Annotated in this window: 34 protein-coding genes; 33 read left to right on the forward strand and 1 reads right to left on the reverse strand. The window is 31.8% G+C overall.

The annotated features are described in order from the left end of the window. The first annotated feature begins 108 nt into the window (after nucleotides 1-108). The 9 genes from bcCo53_RS02335 to bcCo53_RS02380 all read left to right on the forward strand — a co-directional run bounded on the left by bcCo53_RS02335 (nucleotide 109) and on the right by bcCo53_RS02380 (nucleotide 8099). The gene (locus bcCo53_RS02335; protein ID WP_038365347.1) at nucleotides 109-645 is read left to right on the forward strand and encodes a hypothetical protein; all 537 of its coding nucleotides are present in this window, start codon (nucleotides 109-111) and stop codon (nucleotides 643-645) included. Continuing rightward, a complete protein-coding gene (locus bcCo53_RS02340; protein WP_028328329.1) occupies nucleotides 642-1340 on the forward strand; it encodes an LptA/OstA family protein in 699 nt (232 codons plus the stop codon). The genes bcCo53_RS02335 and bcCo53_RS02340 overlap by 4 nt, the downstream gene beginning before the upstream one ends. Further along, on the forward strand, nucleotides 1318-2109 hold the full coding sequence (gene lptB, locus bcCo53_RS02345; RefSeq protein ID WP_025408092.1) for an LPS export ABC transporter ATP-binding protein: 792 nt from the start codon (nucleotides 1318-1320) through the stop codon (nucleotides 2107-2109). Before bcCo53_RS02340 ends, lptB begins: the two co-directional genes overlap by 23 nt. Continuing rightward, on the forward strand, nucleotides 2106-2795 hold the full coding sequence (pgeF, locus tag bcCo53_RS02350) for a peptidoglycan editing factor PgeF (RefSeq protein WP_028328328.1): 690 nt from the start codon (nucleotides 2106-2108) through the stop codon (nucleotides 2793-2795). The genes lptB and pgeF overlap by 4 nt, the downstream gene beginning before the upstream one ends. A gap of 1 nt (nucleotide 2796) precedes the next feature. Continuing rightward, nucleotides 2797-3543, forward strand: a complete 747-nt coding sequence (locus bcCo53_RS02355) for a Nif3-like dinuclear metal center hexameric protein (protein ID WP_025408093.1) — start codon at nucleotides 2797-2799, stop codon at nucleotides 3541-3543. A 9-nt stretch (nucleotides 3544-3552) separates the two neighbouring features. Further along, entirely contained in the window at nucleotides 3553-4065 is a 513-nt protein-coding gene (gene lspA, locus bcCo53_RS02360) for a signal peptidase II (RefSeq protein ID WP_025408094.1), read from the forward strand. A gap of 238 nt (nucleotides 4066-4303) precedes the next feature. Next, nucleotides 4304-5122, forward strand: a complete 819-nt coding sequence (locus tag bcCo53_RS02370) for a TIGR00282 family metallophosphoesterase (RefSeq protein ID WP_025408095.1) — start codon at nucleotides 4304-4306, stop codon at nucleotides 5120-5122. Nucleotides 5123-5190: 68 nt separating this feature from the next. Then, entirely contained in the window at nucleotides 5191-6471 is a 1281-nt protein-coding gene (gene murA, locus bcCo53_RS02375; RefSeq protein WP_025408096.1) for a UDP-N-acetylglucosamine 1-carboxyvinyltransferase, read from the forward strand. 281 nt (nucleotides 6472-6752) lie between these two features. Then, nucleotides 6753-8099, forward strand: coding sequence for an MATE family efflux transporter (locus tag bcCo53_RS02380; protein WP_025408097.1), 1347 nt, complete (start codon nucleotides 6753-6755; stop codon nucleotides 8097-8099). A 67-nt stretch (nucleotides 8100-8166) separates the two neighbouring features. Here the strand turns inward: bcCo53_RS02380 and bcCo53_RS02385 are convergent, their stop codons facing one another. After that, nucleotides 8167-8427, reverse strand: a complete 261-nt coding sequence (locus bcCo53_RS02385) for a hypothetical protein (RefSeq protein ID WP_425387130.1) — start codon at nucleotides 8425-8427, stop codon at nucleotides 8167-8169. A gap of 496 nt (nucleotides 8428-8923) precedes the next feature. Here bcCo53_RS02385 and tuf point away from each other — a divergent pair, with 496 nt between their 5' ends. From tuf to rpmJ, 24 genes are read left to right on the forward strand one after another with little or no spacing between them, the layout of a single operon-like run. After that, nucleotides 8924-10108 (forward strand): elongation factor Tu, encoded by a 1185-nt coding sequence (tuf, locus tag bcCo53_RS02390; protein WP_025408099.1) that lies wholly within the window; start codon nucleotides 8924-8926, stop codon nucleotides 10106-10108. A gap of 46 nt (nucleotides 10109-10154) precedes the next feature. After that, a complete protein-coding gene (gene rpsJ / locus bcCo53_RS02395; RefSeq protein ID WP_011772424.1) occupies nucleotides 10155-10466 on the forward strand; it encodes a 30S ribosomal protein S10 in 312 nt (103 codons plus the stop codon). 35 nt (nucleotides 10467-10501) lie between these two features. Then, nucleotides 10502-11131 carry a 50S ribosomal protein L3 gene (gene rplC / locus bcCo53_RS02400; RefSeq protein WP_025408100.1) on the forward strand — a complete coding sequence of 210 codons (630 nt, stop codon included), beginning with the start codon at nucleotides 10502-10504 and terminating at the stop codon, nucleotides 11129-11131. Nucleotide 11132: 1 nt separating this feature from the next. Continuing rightward, nucleotides 11133-11762 (forward strand): 50S ribosomal protein L4, encoded by a 630-nt coding sequence (gene rplD, locus bcCo53_RS02405; RefSeq protein ID WP_025408101.1) that lies wholly within the window; start codon nucleotides 11133-11135, stop codon nucleotides 11760-11762. A gap of 17 nt (nucleotides 11763-11779) precedes the next feature. Then, nucleotides 11780-12076 (forward strand): 50S ribosomal protein L23, encoded by a 297-nt coding sequence (gene rplW, locus bcCo53_RS02410; protein ID WP_025408102.1) that lies wholly within the window; start codon nucleotides 11780-11782, stop codon nucleotides 12074-12076. An 18-nt stretch (nucleotides 12077-12094) separates the two neighbouring features. Continuing rightward, nucleotides 12095-12928, forward strand: coding sequence for a 50S ribosomal protein L2 (rplB, locus tag bcCo53_RS02415; RefSeq protein ID WP_025408103.1), 834 nt, complete (start codon nucleotides 12095-12097; stop codon nucleotides 12926-12928). A gap of 9 nt (nucleotides 12929-12937) precedes the next feature. Beyond that, complete coding sequence (gene rpsS / locus bcCo53_RS02420; protein ID WP_025408104.1) at nucleotides 12938-13216, forward strand: 30S ribosomal protein S19; 279 nt, start codon at nucleotides 12938-12940, stop codon at nucleotides 13214-13216. A 5-nt stretch (nucleotides 13217-13221) separates the two neighbouring features. Further along, complete coding sequence (rplV, locus tag bcCo53_RS02425; protein ID WP_025408105.1) at nucleotides 13222-13584, forward strand: 50S ribosomal protein L22; 363 nt, start codon at nucleotides 13222-13224, stop codon at nucleotides 13582-13584. A 3-nt stretch (nucleotides 13585-13587) separates the two neighbouring features. Next, the gene (gene rpsC, locus bcCo53_RS02430) at nucleotides 13588-14418 is read left to right on the forward strand and encodes a 30S ribosomal protein S3 (protein WP_025408106.1); all 831 of its coding nucleotides are present in this window, start codon (nucleotides 13588-13590) and stop codon (nucleotides 14416-14418) included. A gap of 19 nt (nucleotides 14419-14437) precedes the next feature. Next, the gene (rplP, locus tag bcCo53_RS02435) at nucleotides 14438-14854 is read left to right on the forward strand and encodes a 50S ribosomal protein L16 (RefSeq protein WP_025408107.1); all 417 of its coding nucleotides are present in this window, start codon (nucleotides 14438-14440) and stop codon (nucleotides 14852-14854) included. A gap of 4 nt (nucleotides 14855-14858) precedes the next feature. Further along, nucleotides 14859-15059 carry a 50S ribosomal protein L29 gene (rpmC, locus tag bcCo53_RS02440; protein WP_025408108.1) on the forward strand — a complete coding sequence of 67 codons (201 nt, stop codon included), beginning with the start codon at nucleotides 14859-14861 and terminating at the stop codon, nucleotides 15057-15059. A gap of 5 nt (nucleotides 15060-15064) precedes the next feature. Further along, nucleotides 15065-15319, forward strand: a complete 255-nt coding sequence (gene rpsQ, locus bcCo53_RS02445; RefSeq protein ID WP_025408109.1) for a 30S ribosomal protein S17 — start codon at nucleotides 15065-15067, stop codon at nucleotides 15317-15319. 30 nt (nucleotides 15320-15349) lie between these two features. Next, nucleotides 15350-15718, forward strand: coding sequence for a 50S ribosomal protein L14 (gene rplN, locus bcCo53_RS02450; RefSeq protein WP_025408110.1), 369 nt, complete (start codon nucleotides 15350-15352; stop codon nucleotides 15716-15718). A 10-nt stretch (nucleotides 15719-15728) separates the two neighbouring features. Further along, nucleotides 15729-16034, forward strand: a complete 306-nt coding sequence (rplX, locus tag bcCo53_RS02455; protein ID WP_025408111.1) for a 50S ribosomal protein L24 — start codon at nucleotides 15729-15731, stop codon at nucleotides 16032-16034. A 3-nt stretch (nucleotides 16035-16037) separates the two neighbouring features. After that, a complete protein-coding gene (gene rplE / locus bcCo53_RS02460) occupies nucleotides 16038-16586 on the forward strand; it encodes a 50S ribosomal protein L5 (RefSeq protein ID WP_025408112.1) in 549 nt (182 codons plus the stop codon). Nucleotides 16587-16600: 14 nt separating this feature from the next. Continuing rightward, nucleotides 16601-16786: a type Z 30S ribosomal protein S14 gene (locus tag bcCo53_RS02465; protein ID WP_025408113.1), complete on the forward strand. Its 186-nt coding sequence runs from the start codon at nucleotides 16601-16603 to the stop codon at nucleotides 16784-16786. A 9-nt stretch (nucleotides 16787-16795) separates the two neighbouring features. Continuing rightward, entirely contained in the window at nucleotides 16796-17194 is a 399-nt protein-coding gene (gene rpsH, locus bcCo53_RS02470) for a 30S ribosomal protein S8 (protein ID WP_025408114.1), read from the forward strand. Nucleotides 17195-17213: 19 nt separating this feature from the next. After that, nucleotides 17214-17756 (forward strand): 50S ribosomal protein L6, encoded by a 543-nt coding sequence (gene rplF, locus bcCo53_RS02475; RefSeq protein ID WP_025408115.1) that lies wholly within the window; start codon nucleotides 17214-17216, stop codon nucleotides 17754-17756. A 17-nt stretch (nucleotides 17757-17773) separates the two neighbouring features. Continuing rightward, nucleotides 17774-18133, forward strand: a complete 360-nt coding sequence (rplR, locus tag bcCo53_RS02480; RefSeq protein ID WP_025408116.1) for a 50S ribosomal protein L18 — start codon at nucleotides 17774-17776, stop codon at nucleotides 18131-18133. An 11-nt stretch (nucleotides 18134-18144) separates the two neighbouring features. Continuing rightward, nucleotides 18145-18639, forward strand: a complete 495-nt coding sequence (gene rpsE / locus bcCo53_RS02485; RefSeq protein ID WP_155806464.1) for a 30S ribosomal protein S5 — start codon at nucleotides 18145-18147, stop codon at nucleotides 18637-18639. 3 nt (nucleotides 18640-18642) lie between these two features. After that, on the forward strand, nucleotides 18643-18954 hold the full coding sequence (rpmD, locus tag bcCo53_RS02490; RefSeq protein WP_025408118.1) for a 50S ribosomal protein L30: 312 nt from the start codon (nucleotides 18643-18645) through the stop codon (nucleotides 18952-18954). Then, a complete protein-coding gene (rplO, locus tag bcCo53_RS02495; protein ID WP_025408119.1) occupies nucleotides 18947-19384 on the forward strand; it encodes a 50S ribosomal protein L15 in 438 nt (145 codons plus the stop codon). Before rpmD ends, rplO begins: the two co-directional genes overlap by 8 nt. A gap of 12 nt (nucleotides 19385-19396) precedes the next feature. Further along, nucleotides 19397-20701 carry a preprotein translocase subunit SecY gene (secY, locus tag bcCo53_RS02500; RefSeq protein WP_025408120.1) on the forward strand — a complete coding sequence of 435 codons (1305 nt, stop codon included), beginning with the start codon at nucleotides 19397-19399 and terminating at the stop codon, nucleotides 20699-20701. Between the two features lie 9 nt (nucleotides 20702-20710). Next, nucleotides 20711-20824: a 50S ribosomal protein L36 gene (gene rpmJ, locus bcCo53_RS02505; RefSeq protein ID WP_002557090.1), complete on the forward strand. Its 114-nt coding sequence runs from the start codon at nucleotides 20711-20713 to the stop codon at nucleotides 20822-20824. Nucleotides 20825-20830: the final 6 nt, after the last annotated feature.

The raw sequence follows: 20830 nt of genomic DNA on the forward strand, positions 1-20830 counted from the left end.
ATAATTCTTTGGATCTGATTGATGGGAGCTGTATTGAGGTATTTTGGTATTTATTTTGCAATTGGAAAGTTTCAAGGTATTTTTTTATAAGCTTGTGTAAGGACTTGTATGATAAGATTTGCTTTGTTTTATTTTGTGCCTCTTTTGTTTTTCTTAAGTTGTACTTTCGATTATGATGAGTATTCTAATAGGAAAGGAGTTGCCAAGGAAACCCCTTCAATACAAATATTGGGAATTAGTTATCATAATGTTGTTGCTGGAAAGAAGCAGACCATATTGGAAGCTTTAAGCTTTAGTTATTTTAATCATTATAAGATTTATAAAGTGGCTAATGGAAGATTTTTGTCTCATGCTTTAGAAAATCGGATTTCGGGTAAATTTAATAGTTTGGAAGGTTCGCATGTTGATAAAGATTTAGATATGAAAGATTCTGTGGAGTTAAAAATAGAAGATGAGAATAACTATTATCTGATTAATACCAATAAGCTTTTATGGAAAGATAGTGAAAAAAAGTTATTATCTCCTGCAAATGAGTTAGTATTTATTAGATTTAATGAGAGTAATATAACTGGAAAGGGATTTGCATATTTTTTTAAAAATAATAATTTTTATTTTTATTCTGGTATTGAAGGATTTGTAAAATGAAAAATTTGATTATCTGTTTAGTTTTTGTTTTTTTTTTCAATAGTTATGCACAAGATAAAAAGAGTTTTGATAAATCTGCGCAGTTGAAAAGCGAAGATGATACACAGAAAAAGAAGGAATTTACTTTTAAAGCGGATTTTTCACATGGTATTTTTTCTTCTGTTTATAGGAGAATTATTTTGAAGGGAAATCCTGAGGTAATTTCTTCTGATTTTAAGCTTAGAGCTGATGAAATTGAAATTTATGGAGAAGGAAGTTCTTACATTGAGGCTCGTGGCAATGTTTATTATGAAGATCATGTGAATAAAATGAATGTTAAGTCACAATTTTTATTTGTTAATAGAAAATCAGATAATTTTTATCTTCAAAAAGGTGTTGAGCTTGAAGATTTGGAAAATGAACTTGTTGTTAAGGCTGAAAGAATTGAAGGTAGTCGTAAGACAAGTGTTTATATTATGCAGTATTCTGTTAAGATATATAAAGGTGATATTTTTGCACGAGCTGAAAATGGAATTTATAATAAAGAAGATAAGGAGATTGTTCTTGAGGGGATTCCTGTAATTTATCAAGATGATAATTATTATTCTGCTTCAAGGATAATTTTTAATACAGAAACAAAAAAATATAATCTTGAGGGTGATGTTGAAGGTAAATTTACTCAAGTGGAGGAAGATATTCCTCAACAGGAAGAATAATATAAGGTCAATTAAAGAGAGGCTTAGTCCTGATACTGTTACTGATATTGTCCTGAAAGCAGATAATATTGTTAAGAAATATGGAAAAAAATTAGCCGTTAATGGTGTGACCATTGATGTTCATCGAGGTGAAGTTGTAGGACTGCTTGGTCCTAATGGTGCTGGGAAAACCACGACATTTTATACCATAGTAGGTTTTATTAAAGCTAATAGTGGGCGAGTCTTGATAAATAGTCATGATATTTCTGGTCTTAACATGTATGAGCGAGCGCGGCTAGGGATTGTGTATCTGCCACAAGAACCATCTATTTTTAGAGAACTTACAGTTGAAGATAATATTTTGATTGCTCTAGAGAGGCGGGAAGATTTGTCTAAAAGTGAGCGTAAGATGGAACTTGTCAATTTACTTAAAGACTTTGAAATCAAGAGAATACAACATCAAAAGGCTTATACTCTTTCTGGTGGAGAGAGAAGGCGAACTGAAATAGCCAGGGCTTTGGCTGTAAGTCCATATTTTTTATTACTTGATGAGCCTTTTGCAGGTATTGATCCCATTGCTATTGGGGATATAAAAGATATAATAAAAATTTTGAAGAGTAAAAATATTGGAGTTTTAATTACTGATCATAATGTAAGGGATGCTTTTGATATAATAGATAGAGCGTATATTATCTATCAAGGGCAAGTTCTTGATGAGGGAAATGTTGATTATATTATAAATAGCGAGAAAGCCAAAAAGCTTTATCTTGGTGAAGAGTTCAGATTATGAGAATAGTGGAGAGAGAACTTTATTATGAGTTTGAATTAGATCCTAGTGTTAAATTGATCTATACTAAAAAACCTTTTGATTTAGATGTAAGAGATATTAGTAGTGATAATTTTAGTTTTATTCCTAAAACTAAAAAAATAAAGTATTTAAAGCAATTACATACAAATATTGTTTATGAAGTTTCTGATGATTTTGTTAATTTTCAAGAAGGAGATGGGCTTGTGTCTTCTCTTAGCAATGTTGCTCTTCTTGCTTACTATGCAGATTGTCTTCCGATATATATGTTTGACAAATCAAAGAAGTATATTGGTCTTGCTCATAGTGGATATAAGGGTAGTTTTAAGCTCATCATTTTGAAAATGTTATTTATGTTTGAGGATATGGGTTCAAATTTTGAAGACTTGAAAGTTGTATTTGGGCCTTATAACAGGGCATGTTGTTATGAGGTTGCATCAGAGTTTTTGTCAGAAGTGAATTTAAAGTTTAGTAAGAAGTTATTAGATATGTCTTTTTATAAAAAGAATGATAAAATATATTTTGACAATGCTAATTTTAATTTGGGGTTGATTTCTAATTTTAATTTAGACGTTGAGGATTCAGGTTTGTGTACTTATTGTAATAGCAATCTTTATTCTCATAGAAGGTATAGATATAAAAGAAGTTATGCTTTAATTTGGAGAACTTAATTTGACTGTTAAAGAATTATCATTTAATTTGGATGAAATATTTAAGGTAAAAGACTATGAGAACATTGATAAGAGTATTAATGGACTTCAAGTAGGTAATTTGGACTGTGAGGTTAAGAGAGTTGCTTTTGCTGTTGATGCAAGTATGGCGACTTTAAGAGAAGCAAAAGATTATGATTTTTTAATAACTCATCATGGTATTTTTTGGTCAAAATCAGAAAGAATTGTTTCTGGAATATATGAAAAAATTAAATGGCTTATTGAGAATGATTTGTCGCTTTACTGTGTTCATTTGCCGATGGATGCTCATCCTATTTATTCACATAGTAAAGTGTTGTCTGATTTTTTTGGCTTCCATAGTCCTATTCCCTTTGCAAATTATGAGGGGAGCAATTTAGGTGTTATTTCTGTTGCTGGTTTAAATTTTTCTGAAATTTTAAAAAGAATTGAAACTCATAATAAACATCTTCTTTATTACAAAAAATTTAAGGAATATGTTGAGAAGGTGGCTATTGTTAGTGGCGCTGGATATTCTTTTTTTGAAGAAGCATTAGAAAATAGTGTTGATTTATTCATTACAGGAGATACTTCTCATCAGATATATCCTTTAGCTGAAGAATATGGTGTGAATTTGATATTCGCTGGTCATTATTTTACCGAGACATTTGGTTTAAAAAAATTAATGGAATATTTTAAGAGTCAAAAAAAATTAGAGGTTGATTTTATTTTAAAAGATACTAATTTATAAGGATTTTATATGAATGTAAACAAAAACAGATTAATTACCAATTTTATATTTATCTCCATTTTGGTTTTTTTTGATCAATGGTCTAAGTATTTAGTTGTTAAGTATATTAAGATTGGGACTGAATTTGTATCTTTTTTTGGAGATTTTTTTAAAATAATACATGTTAGAAATACTGGTGTTTTATTTTCAATAGGTTCTAATATTGATTCTAGCTTGAAAAACTTGTTTTTCCTTATAATTCCTATTATTATTTTGATTTTTGTTTTTTATTTTGCTTTAAAAGAAACTAATACCATGCCTAAGATTGCTCTTGTATTGATTTTATCTGGTGGCATTGGAAATATTATTGATAGACTCTTTAGACCTTTAGGAGTTGTAGATTTCTTGGATGTAAAATTCTTTGGCATTTTTGGGCTTCAAAGATGGCCAACCTTTAATTTTGCAGACACTTATGTTGTTATAGGGATAACTCTATTTATAATTTACGATTTATTTGCCAAAAATCAAATTACCAAATTATGAAAATTTTATACTTTATTTTATGTTCATTGATTAATTTATCTTTGATGTTCTTTGTATTTTTTCTTGAATTTATTTTTGTTGCTAAATTAAATATTATCGTTGCTTCTATTTTTCAGTTTATTTTAGTTTTTTTTATGATTGTTATTTCAATTGTGGTGAGCTTTTTTGTATCAAATTTTATTTTAAAAAATGTTATTTCTAAGTTTTTTAATCTGGATAGGTAAAGAGAGAGGGCTTGGTGAGTTTGCGGATTTTGATTGCTGGAGAAGTTGTAGGTAAGCCTGGCATTGTTGTTGTAAAGAATTTTGTGTCTTCTTTTAGACAACGAAAGAGAATTGATTTTGTGGTATCTGGTAATAATTTTACTACAGGTTTTCGAGGTCTTTGTAAGAGACATGCATTTTTGCTCAAAAAATATGGTATTGATGTTTTAACTTTAGGAGAGAATGCGTTTGTAAGAGCTGAATTGAGTGATGAACTTGATAAATATAGTTTTATTTTAAAACCTTTAAATTATCCTACCAGATTAAGAGGTCACTCTTATTTTGTTTACAATGTTAATGGCTGTAAGGTTGCTGTAATTAGACTTGTTGGTCAAACAGGAATTACTAAATATAATTTTAATAATCCTTTTTTTGCTTTCGATTATGTTTACGAAAAAATTAAGTTATATACTAATAATATAATTGTTCTTTTTGATTCAAGTACCACTGCTGAGGTTAATGCTATGTTTTTTTATCTAAAATCTAGAGCCAGTGCTTGTTTGGGTATTGGTAAGAGAATATTAACAGCAGATCTTAGGATTTTTGATGATACTGCAGTTATTACTGATCTTGGTAGAGTTGGCAGTTTGGATAGTGTTATTGGGTATTCTCCTAAATTTGAAATAGATAAGTTTTTAAGAGGTTTTTTGAATAATAGGTTTACTGAATCTTGGGATGGACTTGGCTTTAATGGTGTTATAGTTGAAATTGATGATGGCAAGGCTGTAGCGGTTGAGGTTGTAAGAGAATATATTGATTTTGATGGTGGTGTTGAGAATAATAGTACAATTTAAAAAGATACCTTTTTTTTGACAAAATGTGTTTTGTTTATGCAACTCCTTTGTTTGGTTTGGAGGTAATAATGTATAGCTATCTTGTAGAGGGTGGTTTTAAAATAGGTGGGAAAATAACAGCTAGTGGAAATAAGAATGCAGCTTTGCCTTGCATTACAGCAGCATTACTTACAGATGAAGAAGTTATTTTAGAAAATATTCCAGATATTAAAGATGTAGAAGTTATTTTGAGCATTTTAAAGGATCTAGGGGTTGACATTTTAATTCAAGGTAATACTCTTAAAATTAAAGCTTTAAATGTTGTAAAAACTGATATGGATTCGTCTTTGACGGATTTAATTAGAGCTTCAATTTTATTTGTGGGGCCTATGCTTGCTAGGTGTGGTAAAATCGATATTGCCCCACCTGGTGGAGATGTTATTGGTAAAAGGCGTCTTGATACTCATTTTTATGGACTTGGTAAGCTTGGTGCTAAATTAATAGAGAGTGAACGAATTGTTTTAGAAGTAGATAAGTTAATTGGTGCTGAGATGTTTTTAGATGAGGCCTCAGTTACCGCTACTGAAAACATTATTATGGCGTCTGTTCTTGCTTTTGGTGAAACTGTGGTAATGAATGCTGCATGTGAACCGCATGTTCAAGATTTGTGTAAGATGTTAAATTCTATGGGTGCTGATATTTCTGGTATTGGTTCTAATATGCTTAGAATAAGAGGTGTGAAAAGATTGAGTGGAACTAGATTTCGTATCGGCGCTGATTTTATGCAAATAGGTTCTTTGATTAGTCTTGCTGCATTAACAGGTGGTGAGCTTGAGATTAGCCAGGCTGATCCCCAAAATTTTGTTTTAATAAGGCATGTATATTCAAGGCTTGGCATTAATTTTGAGTATGATAACGAGAATATATATGTTAAGGAAAAACAGACTTTAAAGGTAAAATTAGATTTTGGAGGACATATTCCCAAGATTGATGATGGACCATGGCCGGCTTTCCCAACGGATCTTATGAGTATAATGATAGTAACTGCTACTCAGGTTAATGGAACTGTTCTTATCTTTGAGAAAATGTTTGAATCAAGAATGTTTTTTGTAGATAAGCTTATAAAAATGGGTGCTCAGATTGTTCTTTGTGATCCCCATCGTGTGGTAGTTACAGGTAAGGCTGTTCTTAAAGGAAGTAATGTTTCTTCTCCTGATGTTAGGGCTGGTATGTCTTTGCTTATTGCAGCTCTTTGTGCTGAGGGTGAGAGTTGTATTCAAAATGTTTATCAGATTGAGAGGGGATATGAGGACGTTGTTGCCAAGTTAAGTTTTTTAGGAGCAAAAATTAAGAGGGTAGAAGATAAGTAGAAACTTTTTTGTGTTATTAAAAGTACGTTTGTCTTTTTAAAACAGAACAATGTAAGAAAAATTATTATTAGTATTGTCTATAGTGATGGTTCAGTCGATATGTTTTGTATAAAACATATCGACATTGTGTTTAATTAATTTATTTTTAGTTATTATTCAAGTAAATGATTTTTTATAAGCTTCATGAGCTACTTTATTTATTTTAGATAATTAAATAAAAGCGTGTTTTTTATAAAAGTTGACAGTTTTATTAGTATAATAGACTTTAAGGTGTGTTTTTTATGTTCGTAAGTAGAACTAAAACTAGAGAATTAATTTTGAAAGGTAATTTATATCGAGTAATTTTAGTGATCAGTCTGCCTATTGTAATAACTAATGTTTTGCAGTCTCTTTATGAACTTGCAGATATTTTTTATGTTGGGAAGCTTGGATCTATGCCACTTGCTGCATTATCTTTTATTGGCCCTATTAATTTTCTTATTATGGGCTTTGCTATGGGAATGTCCATAGGTAGTGTATCATTAATGTCCAGATGTATAGGAGAGGAGGTTTTTACTAAGTTTTCAAAATATGCAGGACAATTAATATTTTTAAATGTTGTAATGTCCTTGATTATTACAGTTTTAGTTCTAATATTTATGGATCTTGTTTTGAATGTTATGGATGTAAGTGGTGAACTTAGAGAACTTACAAAATCTTATTTTTATGTTGTGACTTATGCGATACCTGTAATGTTTATGAGTATTTCTATTATATATATATTAAATTCTCAGGGAGAGACTTTGATTGCGATGATGCTCATTTTAATTGCAAATATTATGAATTTTATTCTTGATCCAATCTTAATTTTTACCTTTGATTTAGGTATTGCTGGTGCCGCTTGGTCTACTCTTTTCTCAAAATTAATTATAGTTGTGTCTTATCTTTTTTTTACTTATAGACTAAATTGTGGACTTAGAGTGACCTTAAAGGGCCTTAAGCCAGATATTGTTTTAATACAAGATATTATTAGATTGGGACTTCCAGCAATTTTTGGCCAAGTGATGGCTTCTCTGTCGTTTTTGATTTTTAATTATGTTGTAATTCAGATCAGTGCGAAATTTTTAGCTGCTTATGGGATGGCTAATAGTATCGTTTCTCTTCTGATTCTTCCTGGAATTAGCATTGGTACTGGGATTGTTTCAATTGTTGGACAAAATCTTGGTGCAAAAAATGTTAATAGAGTAGGCGATACTTTAAAAAAAGGATTTTTTATTACTTTTGTAGTAATGCTCACAGTAGCAATATTTATAATCTCTTTAAGGGAGGTTATAATAGGTGCTTTTACAGATGATTTAGAAGTTTTGAGTTATGCTAATAATTATTTGTTATTGGCATCCATTGGATCGATTGGCTTTGGTTTGCAACAAGTTTTTTTTGGAGGATTAATAGGGTCGGGTTTTACTAGGCTTGCTATGATTGTTATCTTTATGCGTCTTTGGGTTATTCGCTTACCATCTGTTTTCATATTTCAGTATTTTGGAATTATAGAAGATTCGTTGGGATATGCTTTGATGATTGCAAATTATATAGCTTTGATTATTTTGTTGGGTGTGACTCTTACTAAATATTGGTTGAAGGCACAATAGGAGCAATGTTTAGATTTGGGCTAGTTCATTTGCCGTTAGGTTTAATTAAAAATTATTAATAAATAAATTAATCTTGCTTTAGAAATATATAGAATATGTTTTTGTGTTTTTTATTGATATTGATATTTACTTTAAAAGTTTTTTCTTCGCCTGCTTGCAGGCCTTCTTTAATCATATGACCTATTTTATTTCCTTTTTTAAAAATAGCTAATGAATTTTTCTTGATATCTCTTTTTTTATTGTTTTTAAGAGTGATAATTAATTTATTTTTATTGTTGATATAAAATCTTACAATTTCAATTTTTTTTGTAGTGTGTTTTATACTCACAATATGAGTAATTTCCCTGCTGATTTCTTTGGACTTTATAGAGTTATTTTTTATGCATGATATAGTTATGGATATAATGAATATTGTAATCATGTTTAATAATTTATATTTTAAATTATACTGTGACATAAGTTTATTGTAATCTTTTTAGTGGTAAGCTTAAAATAATCAGTAAATTTAGTATCATTAATTTTTTTAAATTATTTTTATAATTGTTCATTGTGTATTTATGAGATATTGCTTGTTTTAAATATGTTTTTATATTAAATGTATTGACTATATCCTAAATAGCATGTAAACTAATGTAGTTGTTAAGAATTCTTTTAGAAAAACACGAAAAATCGGGTCAATTTCTAAGAAATTATATTTTTAATATAGTAGCTTTATTTATTGTATAATTGATGTATCTTGATAAGAGAGCAAATTAGAATTCTTAAAAAATAAGAGTTTTGAAAGATAGGTAAAGATTTAGAGTACAAATTTTGGGAGGTGATTCATGGCTAAGGAAGTTTTTCAGAGAACAAAGCCACATATGAATGTGGGTACAATAGGGCATGTTGACCACGGTAAAACAACATTAACCGCAGCTATTAGTATTTATTGTTCAAAAGTAAATAAAGATGCTAAGGCGCTTAAGTATGAAGATATTGATAATGCGCCTGAAGAGAAAGCAAGAGGAATAACAATTAATGCCAGACATATTGAGTATGAAACTGAAGGTAGGCATTATGCTCACGTCGATTGTCCTGGACACGCTGATTATATTAAAAATATGATTACAGGTGCAGCTCAAATGGATGCGGCAATATTATTGGTTGCTGCTGATAGTGGAGCAGAGCCTCAAACAAAGGAACATTTACTTCTTGCTCAGCGAATGGGGATAAAGAAAATAATAGTATTTTTAAATAAGCTAGATTTAGCAGATCCTGAACTTGTTGAACTTGTTGAAGTTGAGGTTTTAGAACTTGTTGAAAAATATGGTTTTCCTGGTGATACACCAATAGTAAAGGGTTCAGCTTTTGGGGCTATGTCAAATCCTGATGATCCTGAAGCTACAAAATGCATAAAGGAACTTCTTGAAACTATGGATAATTATTTTGATCTTCCTGAGAGAGATATTGATAAGCCATTTTTGCTTGCTGTTGAAGATGTGTTTTCTATTTCTGGACGTGGTACTGTTGCTACTGGGCGTATTGAAAGAGGTATTATTAAAGTTGGACAAGAAGTTGAAATCGTTGGAATTAAAGAAACCAGAAAAACAACTGTTACTGGTGTTGAAATGTTTCAAAAAATTCTTGAACAGGGTGAGGCAGGAGATAATGTTGGTCTTTTGTTAAGAGGTGTTGATAAAAAAGATATTGAGAGAGGTCAAGTTATCGCTGCTGTTGGGACAATTACTCCTCATAAAAAGTTCAAAGCCTCTATATATTGTTTAACTAAAGAAGAAGGTGGAAGACATAAGCCATTCTTTTCAGGATATAGACCACAGTTTTTCTTTAGAACAACAGATGTTACAGGTATGGTTAGCTTAGAGGGTAAAGAAATGGTTATGCCTGGAGATAATGTTGATATTATTGTTGAACTTATATCTTCAATAGCTATGGATAAGAATGTTGAGTTTGCTGTTAGAGAAGGCGGTAGAACGGTTGCTTCAGGAAGGATTCTTGAAATATTAGAATAGTGTAGGGTTTAGAGAGATTTATATCTCTAAACTTTAGGAGAATAAATTGATTACTAAAGATAAGATACGGGTAAGACTTTTTAGTTTTGATGTTAAAATATTAGATCAAAGTGCTGAATCTATTGTTAGAGCTGTTCAGAAATCTAAGGCACAAATTAAAGGTCCTATTCCTTTGCCGACAAAGATAAAAAAATATACTGTTTTGCGTTCTCCTCATGTTAATAAAAAATCAAGAGAACAATTTGAAATGAGAACTCATAAGAGGCTTATTGATATTTTAGAGCCTACTTCTGCTTTAATGGACTCTTTAATGAAGTTAGAGCTTCCTGCGGGAGTGGAAGTTGATATTAAGCAGTAAATAGATTTTTTAAGTTATGAATTTGAGGTGTTTTAATGTTGGGATTGATTGGAAAAAAAGTTGGCATGACGCAGGTCTTTCAAGGCAATGGGGTTGTGGTGCCTGTGACGGTGATAGAATTTGAACCCAATTATGTTATAGGAAAAAAAACAGTAGAAAGAGATGGATATGATGCTCTTATAATGGGTTCTGTTGATCTCAAGAGTTCTAAAATTTCAAAACCTATCAAAGGTCAGTATAAAAACTTGGAGAATGTTGAGCCTAAGAAATATGTTACAGAATTTAAGGGACTTAAGGGTTACGATGCTGGAGATGAAGTGGGGCTTGATGCTTTTAGAGAGATTAAGTATGTAGATATTACTGGTACTACTAAGGGTAAAGGTTTTCAAGGAGCTATGAAGAGGCATAATTTTAGAGGTGGTCCCTCTTCACATGGTTCTAAATTTCATAGACATCTTGGTGGTACGGGTCAAGCTACTACACCTGCTAGAACCTTTAAGGGGACTAAAATGGCTGGCAGAATGGGTGGAGAGCGACAGACTATTCAAAATCTTGAAGTTGTTTTTATTGATGAAGAGAAAAGAGCCATTTTGGTAAAAGGAGCTGTGCCAGGAGTAAAGGGTTCTTTTGTTATTGTTAAAAAGGCAAAAAAAGTGGGTGTTTAATATGGAAAGAAAAGTTTTTTCTAAGGATGGACAAGAACTTCGAACGATAAATTTAGAGGATGGAGTTTTTAATATAGATATTAGTTATGGTTCTATATATAATGCTATTAATAATGAATTAGCCAATCTTAGAGTTGGAACAGCTTCAACTAAGACTAGGTCTGAGGTTAGAGGTAGTTCTAAGAAGCCTTGGAAACAAAAGGGCACAGGACGTGCAAGAGTTGGTACTAAGAGAAATCCAGTTTGGGTTGGTGGGGGTATAGCTTTAGGTCCAAAACCAAGAGACTATGGTTATAAGCTTCCAAAAAAAGTTAAACGACTTGCTTTTAGATCGGTTTTAAGTCTATGTGCATCTGTAGAAGATAGATTGAAAGTTGTTGAGAATTTTACTATTGAGTCAGGAAAGACAAGAGAACTTGCTTTGATAATTAAAAATTTTATAAAGGTTAATGGTAAAACAGTAATTTTATTAGGTGATGATGATCAGATGATAAAGAGAGCAGGAAGAAATATAAGAGATTTAAAGATTTTATCTTTTAATAGACTTAGAGTTGTTGATTTATTTTATGCTAAAAATTTAATAGCCCTTGAGTCTGCTGTTAATGGGCTTAATGGGCTTTATATGAAATAAGATGTTAAGGATTAGTTATGAAAGCTTATGATATAATAATTTCGCCTATGCTTACTGAGAAAACTAATGTTCAAAGAGAGAATATGAATGTTTATGCTTTTAAGGTTAGGAAGCAAGCAAATAAAAAAGAGATTGGCGCTGCGATTAAAGAGCTTTTTAATGTTACTCCAATATCATGTAATTTGCTTAATGTTAAGAGCAAGGTTAAAAGGGTTGTATCAAGAAAAGGTTATCCTATTGGTAAAGGGAGAACTTCTTCATGGAAAAAGGCGTATGTTTATCTTAAAAAAGAAGATAAGATAGATATTTTTTAGTGGTTTTGGAGAAAGTATATGGGTATTAAGACTTATAGGCCAAAAACTTCATCTTTACGTTATAAGACAACTTTATCTTTTGATGAGTTAAGTAAGGGTAATAATCCTTTGAAGTCTTTAACTAAGGGGAAGATATCTAGGGCTGGAAGAGATTCTTCTGGAAGAATTAGTGTTAGAAGAAGAGGTGGGGGACATAAAAGACGGTATAGAGAGATTGACTTTGGAAGAAGGGATAAGTTTGGTATACCTGCTCGAGTTGTGTCTATTGAATATGATCCAAATAGAAGTTCTAATATAGCTTTGCTTGTTTACAAAGATGGAGAAAAAAGATATATTATTGCTCCTAAAGGAATTAAAGTTGGTGATATATTGGAGAGTGGTCCAAATTCTCCAATAAGGATTGGCAATTCTTTGCCACTTGAAAATATTCCTATTGGTAGGACAGTGCATAACATTGAACTTAATGTTGGAAAAGGTGGGCAGCTTGTAAGAGGTGCTGGGGGCTATGCGATGGTGCTTGCTTCTGAAGGGAATTATGTAACTGTTAAGCTCCCATCAGGTGAGATGCGCATGATTTTTAAGAAATGCATGGCAACTCTTGGAGAAGTTGGTAATGAAGATTATGTGAATATTTCTATTGGTAAGGCTGGTAAGAGTAGGTGGCTTGGTAAAAGACCTAAGGTAAGAGGTGTTGCGATGAATCCTATCGATCACCCACATGGGGGTGGTGAAGGTAAGACTTCTGGTGGTCGTCATCCTGTATCTCCTTGGGGACAACCAGCTAAGGGATATAAGACACGGAAGAAAAATAAGTATTCAGATAAATTTATCATTAAAAGAAGAAATAATTAGGAGCGTGTAGTGGCAAGATCTATTAAAAAAGGACCTTTTATAGAAAAAAGTCTTTATCAAAAAGTTTTAGCCTCTTCTGGCAGAGAAAAAAGAGTGGTTATTAAAACCTATTCTAGGTCCTCAACAATAATTCCTGAAATGGTAAGTCTTACTATATCTGTTTACAATGGGAAGTCTTTTATTCCTGTGTATATTACTGAAGACCTTGTTGGGCATAAGCTTGGGGAATTTTCTCCTACAAGAATTTTTAGGGGGCATGCTAAATCAGATAAGAAGGGAAGGAAGTAGAGTTTATGTTTGTAAATAGAAGATATACTGCAAGAGGCAAGAATTTGCCATCTTCTCCAAAAAAAGTAAGGCCTATAGCTGATAACATACGGGGAAAACCTTATAATGAAGCTGTTGCAATACTTTATTCTATGCCCAATAAATGTGCTAAACTTTTAGGTAAAGTGGTTAAATCAGCAGCATCGAATGCTATGTATCATAATAGGAATCTTTCTGAAGATATGATATTTATAAAAACAGTCATGGTGGATGATGGACGAAGGCGTAAAAGCATTTGGCCTAGAGCTAGAGGCAGAGCAGATAGGCTTATTAATAGAAGTTGTCATATTTTTGTTGAAGTTTATGAAAAGATGTATGGTGGAGAATAAGATATGGGTCAAAAAGTACATCCTTACAGTTTAAGAATTAAGATAAATAGAGATTGGAAATCAAAATGGTATTTTGATAAAAAATTATATTCTGAAATTCTTCACGAAGATTTCTTAATAAGACATGAAACTATGAAGTTTCTTAAAGGCATTAAGTTTGATATTTCTGATATAGAGATTATTAGGAATAATCTTCAAAGAGTAACAGTAGTAATTTCAACTCCAAGACCTGGTTCTGTTATTGGAGTTAAGGGTGCCAATCTTGAAAAAATTGGACAATTATTAACTAGGAAAATATCTAAAAAAATTAATATTAAAATTAAGGAGATTAAGAAGCCAGAGTTTGATGCGCAAATTGTTGCTAATGGAATAGCAAAGCAGTTAGAAAATAGAGCTTCTTATAGAAAACTTTTGAAGTCTTCTCTTTTATCTTCTATTTCTAAAGGTGTTCAAGGTGTGAAAATTAAAGTCTCAGGCAGACTTGGTGGAGCTGAGATTGCCAGAAGTTTTGAAGTTAAAGAAGGGCGAGTACCTTTACATACTCTTAGAGCTGATATAGACTATGGTTTTGCTGAGGCGCAGACAACTTATGGTGTTATTGGTGTTAAAGTTTGGTTGTTTAAGGGAGAAGTTTTAGGAAAACAGATTAATTCAGATGCTGGTCAAGTGATTAACAAGAAATCCTCAAGGGAAAATAGTGAGTATTTTGAAAAGAGTAGGGTAGATGATAAGAGTAGGAAAATTTTAAATGACGATAAATTTTCTAGGAAAAAATTAGAGTTTGGAGCTAAATCCAATAATAGTTTTAAGAAGAAAAATGGTTCTGATGTCTAGAATCTTTAAGGAGCGTTAAATGTTAAGTCCTAAAAAGGTTAAATATAGAAAGAAGCAAAGAGGGAGACTTTCTGGAGAGGCTCAGAAGGGTAACAAAATATCTTTTGGGGAATATGGACTTGTCTCTCTTGAGACATATTTTATTACTTCAAGGCAAATTGAGGCAGCTCGTGTTGCTATGACTCGTAGAGTTAAAAGGGGTGGTAAGGTTTGGATTAGAATATTTCCAGACATTCCTTATACTAGGAAGCCAGCTGAAACGAGAATGGGTAAGGGTAAGGGAGGAGTTGATCATTGGAATGCCCCTGTTAAGCTCGGGACTGTTATGTTTGAAATGTCTGGAGTTTCTAGAGAACTTGCTGAGGACGCTATGATGCTTGCTAGTTCTAAGCTACCGGTTAAAACTACATTTGTAGTAAGACGAGATTTGAGGTGAAATTATGTTGAAAAAGTTTAGGGATCTTACTATTGAAGATGCTAAGACTAAGAGATTGGCTTTGAAAAAAGAATATATGGAATTAAGATTTAAGGCTGTAGTTGGTCATGTTGAAAATCCTTTAAAAAAAAGAGAGTTAAGGCGAGACATTGCAAGGCTTAATACAATAGTTCGTGAGTATGAAATAGGTATTAGAAAGGTTTAGGTGTTATGGCAAGGGAAAATAAGAAAGAGCTAATTGGCAAGGTTGTTAGTGATAAAATGAGTAAAACAATAATTGTTGAGATTGTGCAAAGGAAGATGCATCCTATTTATCATAAATATTTAAAAGTTAGTAGGAGAGTTAAGGCTCATGATGAGCGAGAAGAATCAAAACTTGGAGATAAGGTAAAAATTATTGAGTCTAGACCTATTAGTAAAGAGAAAAGATGGATGCTTGTTGAAATTTTGGAGAGATCAAAGTAATTTCAGTCATTTTTATAGAGGAGATTAATTATGGTACAGATGCAGACATATTTAACGGTTGCTGACAATACTGGCGGTAAGATAGCACAATGCATAAAAGTTCTTGGTGGAAGTAAAAAACGATTTGCTAAGGTTGGAGATATAATAGTTGTTGCTGTAAAGCAAGCAATTCCTAATTCACCTATTAAGAAAGGAGAGGTGCATAAAGCAGTAATTGTTAGGACATCAAAAGAGATAAGACGTAAGAATGGGACTTATGTTAGATTTGATGATAATGCATGTGTTATACTTGATGCTAATTTGAATCCGAGAGGTAAGAGAGTTTTTGGACCTGTTGCAAGGGAGCTAAGAGATGCTAATTTTATGAAAGTTGTCTCATTGGCTTCAGAGGTGATATAAGGGGCTATTTATGAAAACAAAATTGAAAGTGGGAGACAATGTAAAGATCCTTTGTGGTAAGGATAGAGGTAAGACGGGCGAGGTTGTTAGTATTGATAGAAAGAATCTTAAAGTTATTGTTAAATCTTGTAATATGGTTAAAAAAGTTATCAAGGCAAGAACTCCTCAAGAGAAAAGCAAAATAATTGATAAGGAAGCACCTATAGATATTTCAAATGTGATGTTATTTTCAAATGGTATAGCTTCAAGAATAGGGTTTAAATTTGAAAATAATGAGAAAAAGAGATACCTTAAAAAGAATGGGGAGAATGTTTAGCTTATGAGTTATGTTCCTGAGTTAAAGAGGCATTATAAAGATAATATTATAAAAGAGCTTGTTAGTGAGTTCCAATATAAATCTATTATGCAGGCTCCAAAAATAGAGAAAATTGTTGTTTCTATGGGAGTGGGTGATGCTGTTAAAAATAAAAAGCTTTTAGATTCAGCTATTTTTGAGCTTGGACAAATTACTGGACAGCGTTCTGTTAAGACAAAGGCGAAGAAAGCCATTGCTGGATTTAAGATTAGGCAAGGTCAAGAGATAGGTGCTAAGGTTACCCTTCGTGGTAATATTATGTATGAATTTTTATATAAACTTATTAACTTGGCATTGCCTCGTGTTAAGGATTTTAGAGGTTTAAATGGCAATGCTTTTGATGGTAATGGTAATTACTCTTTTGGAATAGCTGAGCAAATAATATTTTCTGAAATAGATTATGATAAAATAGAGAGGATCTCTGGCTTGAATGTTACAATAGTAACTACAGCTTTAAACGATAAAGAGGGTAAAGCTTTGCTTTCTAAGTTTGGTATGCCATTTAGTAATTAAAGGAGTTTTTATTTATGGCTAAAAAGTCAATGATAGTTAAGGCCTTACGAAATCCAAAATATAAAACGAGGCAGAAAAACAGATGTAAATTATGTGGGCGTCCAAAGGGGTATATGAGAGATTTTGGTATGTGTCGTATATGCTTTAGGAATCATGCATCTGCAGGATTAATTCCTGGTGTTTCAAAATCAAGCTGGTAAGGAGAATTTATGGCTGTTACGCATTCAGTAGGAGATATGTTAACTAAGATAAGAAATGCAAGTAGGGTTAAGCATGAATATGTAGACTTAAAGATGTCTAAAATAAATAAGTCTATCTTAGACATTCTAAAGGAAGAGGGTTATATTAAAAATTATAATATTTTTGATAAAAAGGGTATTCCTTTTATTAAGGCAATGTTAAATTATGATAATAATAGAAATCCGGCTATAAATAGAATAGATGCTATTTCAACTCCTGGTAGAAAAGTTTATTCTTCATACAAAAATATGCCAAGAATAAAAAATGGGTATGGCATATTAATAGTGTCTTCTTCAAGAGGTGTTATTACTGGCAAGCAAGCCAAAGATAATAAAGTGGGTGGTGAGCTAATTTGCTCAGTTTGGTAAGGCTAAGAGGTAGGTAAATATGTCACGTATTGGTAAACTTCCTATAAATATAGTTGACTCTGTGAAAGTTGATATTAAAGACAACATAGTAACAGTTGAGGGAAAGAGAGGCAAATTAAGCCAAGAGATAAAGAATAACATTAAGGTTAAAATTGAGGATAACAATATTGTTGTTGAGCGTTCTTTTAATGATAAACAAACAAGGTCTTTTCATGGGCTTTATAGAAGTTTAATTTTTAATATGGTTAAGGGAGTATCTGATGGGTTTTCTAAATCTCTGACTATTAGTGGTATAGGGTATAGGGTTGAGCAACAAGGAACAAGTCTTTTTTTTAACTTGGGATATTCAACTCAATTTGAGTATGTAATCCCTGAAGGAATTAATATTCGTCTTGATGGTAATACCAAGATTGCTGTTGAGGGAATAGATAAGTGTAGAGTTGGCCAAGTTGCTGCTGAGATTAGGAGTTTAAGGGTTCCAGAACCATATAAGGGTAAAGGAATTAAATATGATAGTGAAATAATCAGACGAAAAGTAGGAAAATCAGGGGTAAAAAAATAGGTTTTAGGTGAGTAGTTATGAAAAAAGTAAAAGAAGCTGAAAAAAGGAATATAAAGCGTAAAAAGAGAATAAGGAATAAAATTGGATTTGGTGTTGCAGATAGGCCTAGGGTTACAGTTTTTAAGTCTAATAAATATTTTTATGTTCAAGTTATTGATGATGTGGCAGGTCATACACTTGCAAGTGTTTCTACTATTGAAAAGGATCTTAAATTGAACAAAAATATTGATGATGCAAAGAAACTTGGTGAAATTCTTGCTAAAAGACTTAGAGATAAAAATATAAGTAAACTTATTTTTGATAGAAATGGTTATAAATATCACGGTCTTATTGCAAGTTTTGCAACTTCTTTGCGTGAATCCGGTATTGATGTTTAGGGGGAATTATAGTGGAAGCTCAAGTTCATAAGAAGCAAATAGAGAAATTGATATCATTAAATAGGGTAACTAAAGTTGTAAAAGGTGGGAGAAGGTTTTCTTTTTCTGCTTTTATGGTTGTTGGTGATGGTGAAGGTCAAGTTGGTTGGGGCTTTGGTAAAGCCAATGATGCTAGTGATGCAATAAAGAAGAGTTTAACGAATGCTAGGAAGAATTTAAGGTTTGTCCCTATTAGAAAGGGTACTCTTCCTCATATGGTCATTGGAGATTTTAAAAAAGCTAAAGTTTTAATTAAGCCGGCAACCCAAGGTACTGGCATTATTGCAGGTGGGCCTGTTCGTGCTGTAATGGAAGCATTAGGAGTCCATGATATTTTAAGTAAATCTCTTGGTTCAAATAATTCTATGAATGTGGTAAAGGCAACTTTTAGAGCATTTGACTTGGTTTTGGATGCTAGAAAAGTAGCACAAATAAGAGGCAAAACTTTAAGGACTTTGTGGAGTTAGTGTATGATTAAGAGAAAATTACGACTTCAGCTTAAAAAAATTAGATTTAAAGCATCAAGATCTAGATTTAAGAATAGGGCTTTTATTCACAAGATGGAGAAGAATAGAGAAATTCTTATTAAGAGCGACATCAAGATAGAAGTTGAACTTAAGAGAAGTCTTATTGGAAAATTAGAAAAGAAGGTTAAAACATTGAAAGCTTTAGGTCTTAAGAGAATAGGGGATAAAAGGATTCATGTTTTAAATAAGTCTATTCGAGGGATGCTTAATAGTGTGATTAACATGGTTTTATTAAGTGAGGTAAAGAATGATTAAGCTAAAGAGGCCTTTAGGAGCTAATAAGTCTCACAAAATTGTTGGTAGGGGTCCAGGTTCTGGGCTTGGGAAAACCTCTGGTAGAGGTCAAAAGGGTCAAAAAGCTAGAAATACTTCGCCAAGAATTGGTTTTGAAGGGGGGCAAACTCCTCTTTATAGAAGACTTCCAGTGAGGGGTTTTTCCAATCATGATTATAAAGTGAAGTATGAAATTGTTGGACTTGGAGATATAGATAAAAAATTTGAAGCCGGAGATTTAGTAAATTATAGTACCCTATTTCAAAAGGGTCTTATAGGTAAAAATAAAAAAAATATCAAGATTTTGGCTAATGGCGAGCTTACTAAAAGGGTGAATTTTGAAGTTTCGCGTATTTCAAAGTCTGCTGAAGAATTGGCAACAAAAATTGGTTGCGGTATTAAATTGGTTTAAAATGGTAGTGAAATGAAGGGTTTGTTTTTTAATTTATTTACAATTAAGGATTTAAGGAGCAAATTTTTATTTACTCTGTTTATTCTTTTTATTTTTAGAGTTGGCTCTTATTTGCCAATACCAGGAATAGATCCTGTAGCTCTTAGAAGTTATTTTAAGTCCCAGTCAGATTTTTCAATTACTAATTATTTTGATTTTTTTTCAGGTGGTGCTTTTAGTAATTTTTCCATATTTATGCTTAGCATAGGTCCTTATATTTCAGCATCAATTATTATTCAGCTGCTTGTTTATTCTTTTCCTTCTTTTAAAAAGATGCAAGAAGGAGATAATGGAAGGAAAAAAATAAAAAAATATACAAAATATCTAACAATTGTTGCGGCAGTAGCCCAAGGATATGCTACTAGTCTTTATGCCAAAAGTATTCCAGGTGCAGTTAATATGCCTTTTTATAGGTACATTTTTATTGCTATTTTAACAGTTACAACGGGTACTTTTGTTCTTTTGTGGCTTGGTGAACAAGTTAATCAGAGAGGCATTGGTAATGGTGTATCTTTAATAATCTTTTCAGGGATAGTTGTTAGACTTCAGGCGGCGTTATTTGATCTTTTTCAAAGTATGAGAGATCCATCTCAAAGTATTAATCCTGTCTTTGTGATATTAGTTTTAAGTATTTTTATTGTGGTTGTGATATCAATCATATATGAGTATAAGGCTCAAAGACGGATTGCTATTCATTATGCTAGATCCAATTCAAAGAATACAGTTAGTTCATATTTACCAATTAAACTTAATCCATCAGGTGTTTTGCCTGTTATTTTTGCGTCTGTTCTTATTACTTTGCCTTTGCAAATTTTGAGTGGATTTGCCGGAACTTCTGTTCTCTCAAGACAAATTTTATCTTATTTAAGACCGAATGGGATTTATTATACATTATTGAATGTAGTCTTAATAATAGGATTTACATATTTTTATTCAAAAATACAATTGAGTCCTAAAGATATAAGTAATAATATTAGAAAACATGGGGGGACTATTCCAGGTATTAAGGCGGATGAAATGGAAGGTTATTTAGATAAAATTATGAATAGAACATTATTTTCAGGTTCCATTTTTTTATCCATTATTGCAATTATTCCGTTTTTAGTGCAGAATATTTTTAGATTTCCTTATGATGTCTCAAAGATTATGGGTAGTTCTTCATTGCTTATCATGGTAGGAGTGGCTCTTGATACATTAATTCAGATTGATGCATATTTAAAGACTCAAGGATTGTCTCGTGGAACTAGCAAAAAGTATGCTTTTTTACAGAAAATTTAGGAGTAATTTATGAAAGTTAGAGTAAGTGTGAAGCCAATTTGTGAAAAATGTAAAGTTATAAAGAGAAAAGGTGTTTTAAGAATTATTTGTGATAATCTTAAACATAAGCAAAGACAAAAATAAGGGGAA

This window comes from Borrelia coriaceae (assembly GCF_023035295.1).
GTDB lineage: Bacteria > Spirochaetota > Spirochaetia > Borreliales > Borreliaceae > Borrelia > Borrelia coriaceae.

Coding starts and splice junctions, on each gene's coding strand:
- bcCo53_RS02335 (WP_038365347.1), top strand. CDS start 109: ATGATAAGATTTGCTTTGTTTTATTTTGTGCCTCTTTTGTTTTTCTTA.
- bcCo53_RS02340 (WP_028328329.1), top strand. CDS start 642: ATGAAAAATTTGATTATCTGTTTAGTTTTTGTTTTTTTTTTCAATAGT.
- pgeF (WP_028328328.1), top strand. CDS start 2,106: ATGAGAATAGTGGAGAGAGAACTTTATTATGAGTTTGAATTAGATCCT.
- lspA (WP_025408094.1), top strand. CDS start 3,553: ATGAATGTAAACAAAAACAGATTAATTACCAATTTTATATTTATCTCC.
- murA (WP_025408096.1), top strand. CDS start 5,191: ATGTATAGCTATCTTGTAGAGGGTGGTTTTAAAATAGGTGGGAAAATA.
- bcCo53_RS02380 (WP_025408097.1), top strand. CDS start 6,753: ATGTTCGTAAGTAGAACTAAAACTAGAGAATTAATTTTGAAAGGTAAT.
- tuf (WP_025408099.1), top strand. CDS start 8,924: ATGGCTAAGGAAGTTTTTCAGAGAACAAAGCCACATATGAATGTGGGT.
- rplC (WP_025408100.1), top strand. CDS start 10,502: ATGTTGGGATTGATTGGAAAAAAAGTTGGCATGACGCAGGTCTTTCAA.
- rplD (WP_025408101.1), top strand. CDS start 11,133: ATGGAAAGAAAAGTTTTTTCTAAGGATGGACAAGAACTTCGAACGATA.
- rplW (WP_025408102.1), top strand. CDS start 11,780: ATGAAAGCTTATGATATAATAATTTCGCCTATGCTTACTGAGAAAACT.
- rplB (WP_025408103.1), top strand. CDS start 12,095: ATGGGTATTAAGACTTATAGGCCAAAAACTTCATCTTTACGTTATAAG.
- rplV (WP_025408105.1), top strand. CDS start 13,222: ATGTTTGTAAATAGAAGATATACTGCAAGAGGCAAGAATTTGCCATCT.
- rpsC (WP_025408106.1), top strand. CDS start 13,588: ATGGGTCAAAAAGTACATCCTTACAGTTTAAGAATTAAGATAAATAGA.
- rplP (WP_025408107.1), top strand. CDS start 14,438: ATGTTAAGTCCTAAAAAGGTTAAATATAGAAAGAAGCAAAGAGGGAGA.
- rpmC (WP_025408108.1), top strand. CDS start 14,859: ATGTTGAAAAAGTTTAGGGATCTTACTATTGAAGATGCTAAGACTAAG.
- rpsQ (WP_025408109.1), top strand. CDS start 15,065: ATGGCAAGGGAAAATAAGAAAGAGCTAATTGGCAAGGTTGTTAGTGAT.
- rplN (WP_025408110.1), top strand. CDS start 15,350: ATGGTACAGATGCAGACATATTTAACGGTTGCTGACAATACTGGCGGT.
- rplX (WP_025408111.1), top strand. CDS start 15,729: ATGAAAACAAAATTGAAAGTGGGAGACAATGTAAAGATCCTTTGTGGT.
- rplE (WP_025408112.1), top strand. CDS start 16,038: ATGAGTTATGTTCCTGAGTTAAAGAGGCATTATAAAGATAATATTATA.
- bcCo53_RS02465 (WP_025408113.1), top strand. CDS start 16,601: ATGGCTAAAAAGTCAATGATAGTTAAGGCCTTACGAAATCCAAAATAT.
- rpsH (WP_025408114.1), top strand. CDS start 16,796: ATGGCTGTTACGCATTCAGTAGGAGATATGTTAACTAAGATAAGAAAT.
- rplF (WP_025408115.1), top strand. CDS start 17,214: ATGTCACGTATTGGTAAACTTCCTATAAATATAGTTGACTCTGTGAAA.
- rplR (WP_025408116.1), top strand. CDS start 17,774: ATGAAAAAAGTAAAAGAAGCTGAAAAAAGGAATATAAAGCGTAAAAAG.
- rpmD (WP_025408118.1), top strand. CDS start 18,643: ATGATTAAGAGAAAATTACGACTTCAGCTTAAAAAAATTAGATTTAAA.
- rplO (WP_025408119.1), top strand. CDS start 18,947: ATGATTAAGCTAAAGAGGCCTTTAGGAGCTAATAAGTCTCACAAAATT.
- secY (WP_025408120.1), top strand. CDS start 19,397: ATGAAGGGTTTGTTTTTTAATTTATTTACAATTAAGGATTTAAGGAGC.
- rpmJ (WP_002557090.1), top strand. CDS start 20,711: ATGAAAGTTAGAGTAAGTGTGAAGCCAATTTGTGAAAAATGTAAAGTT.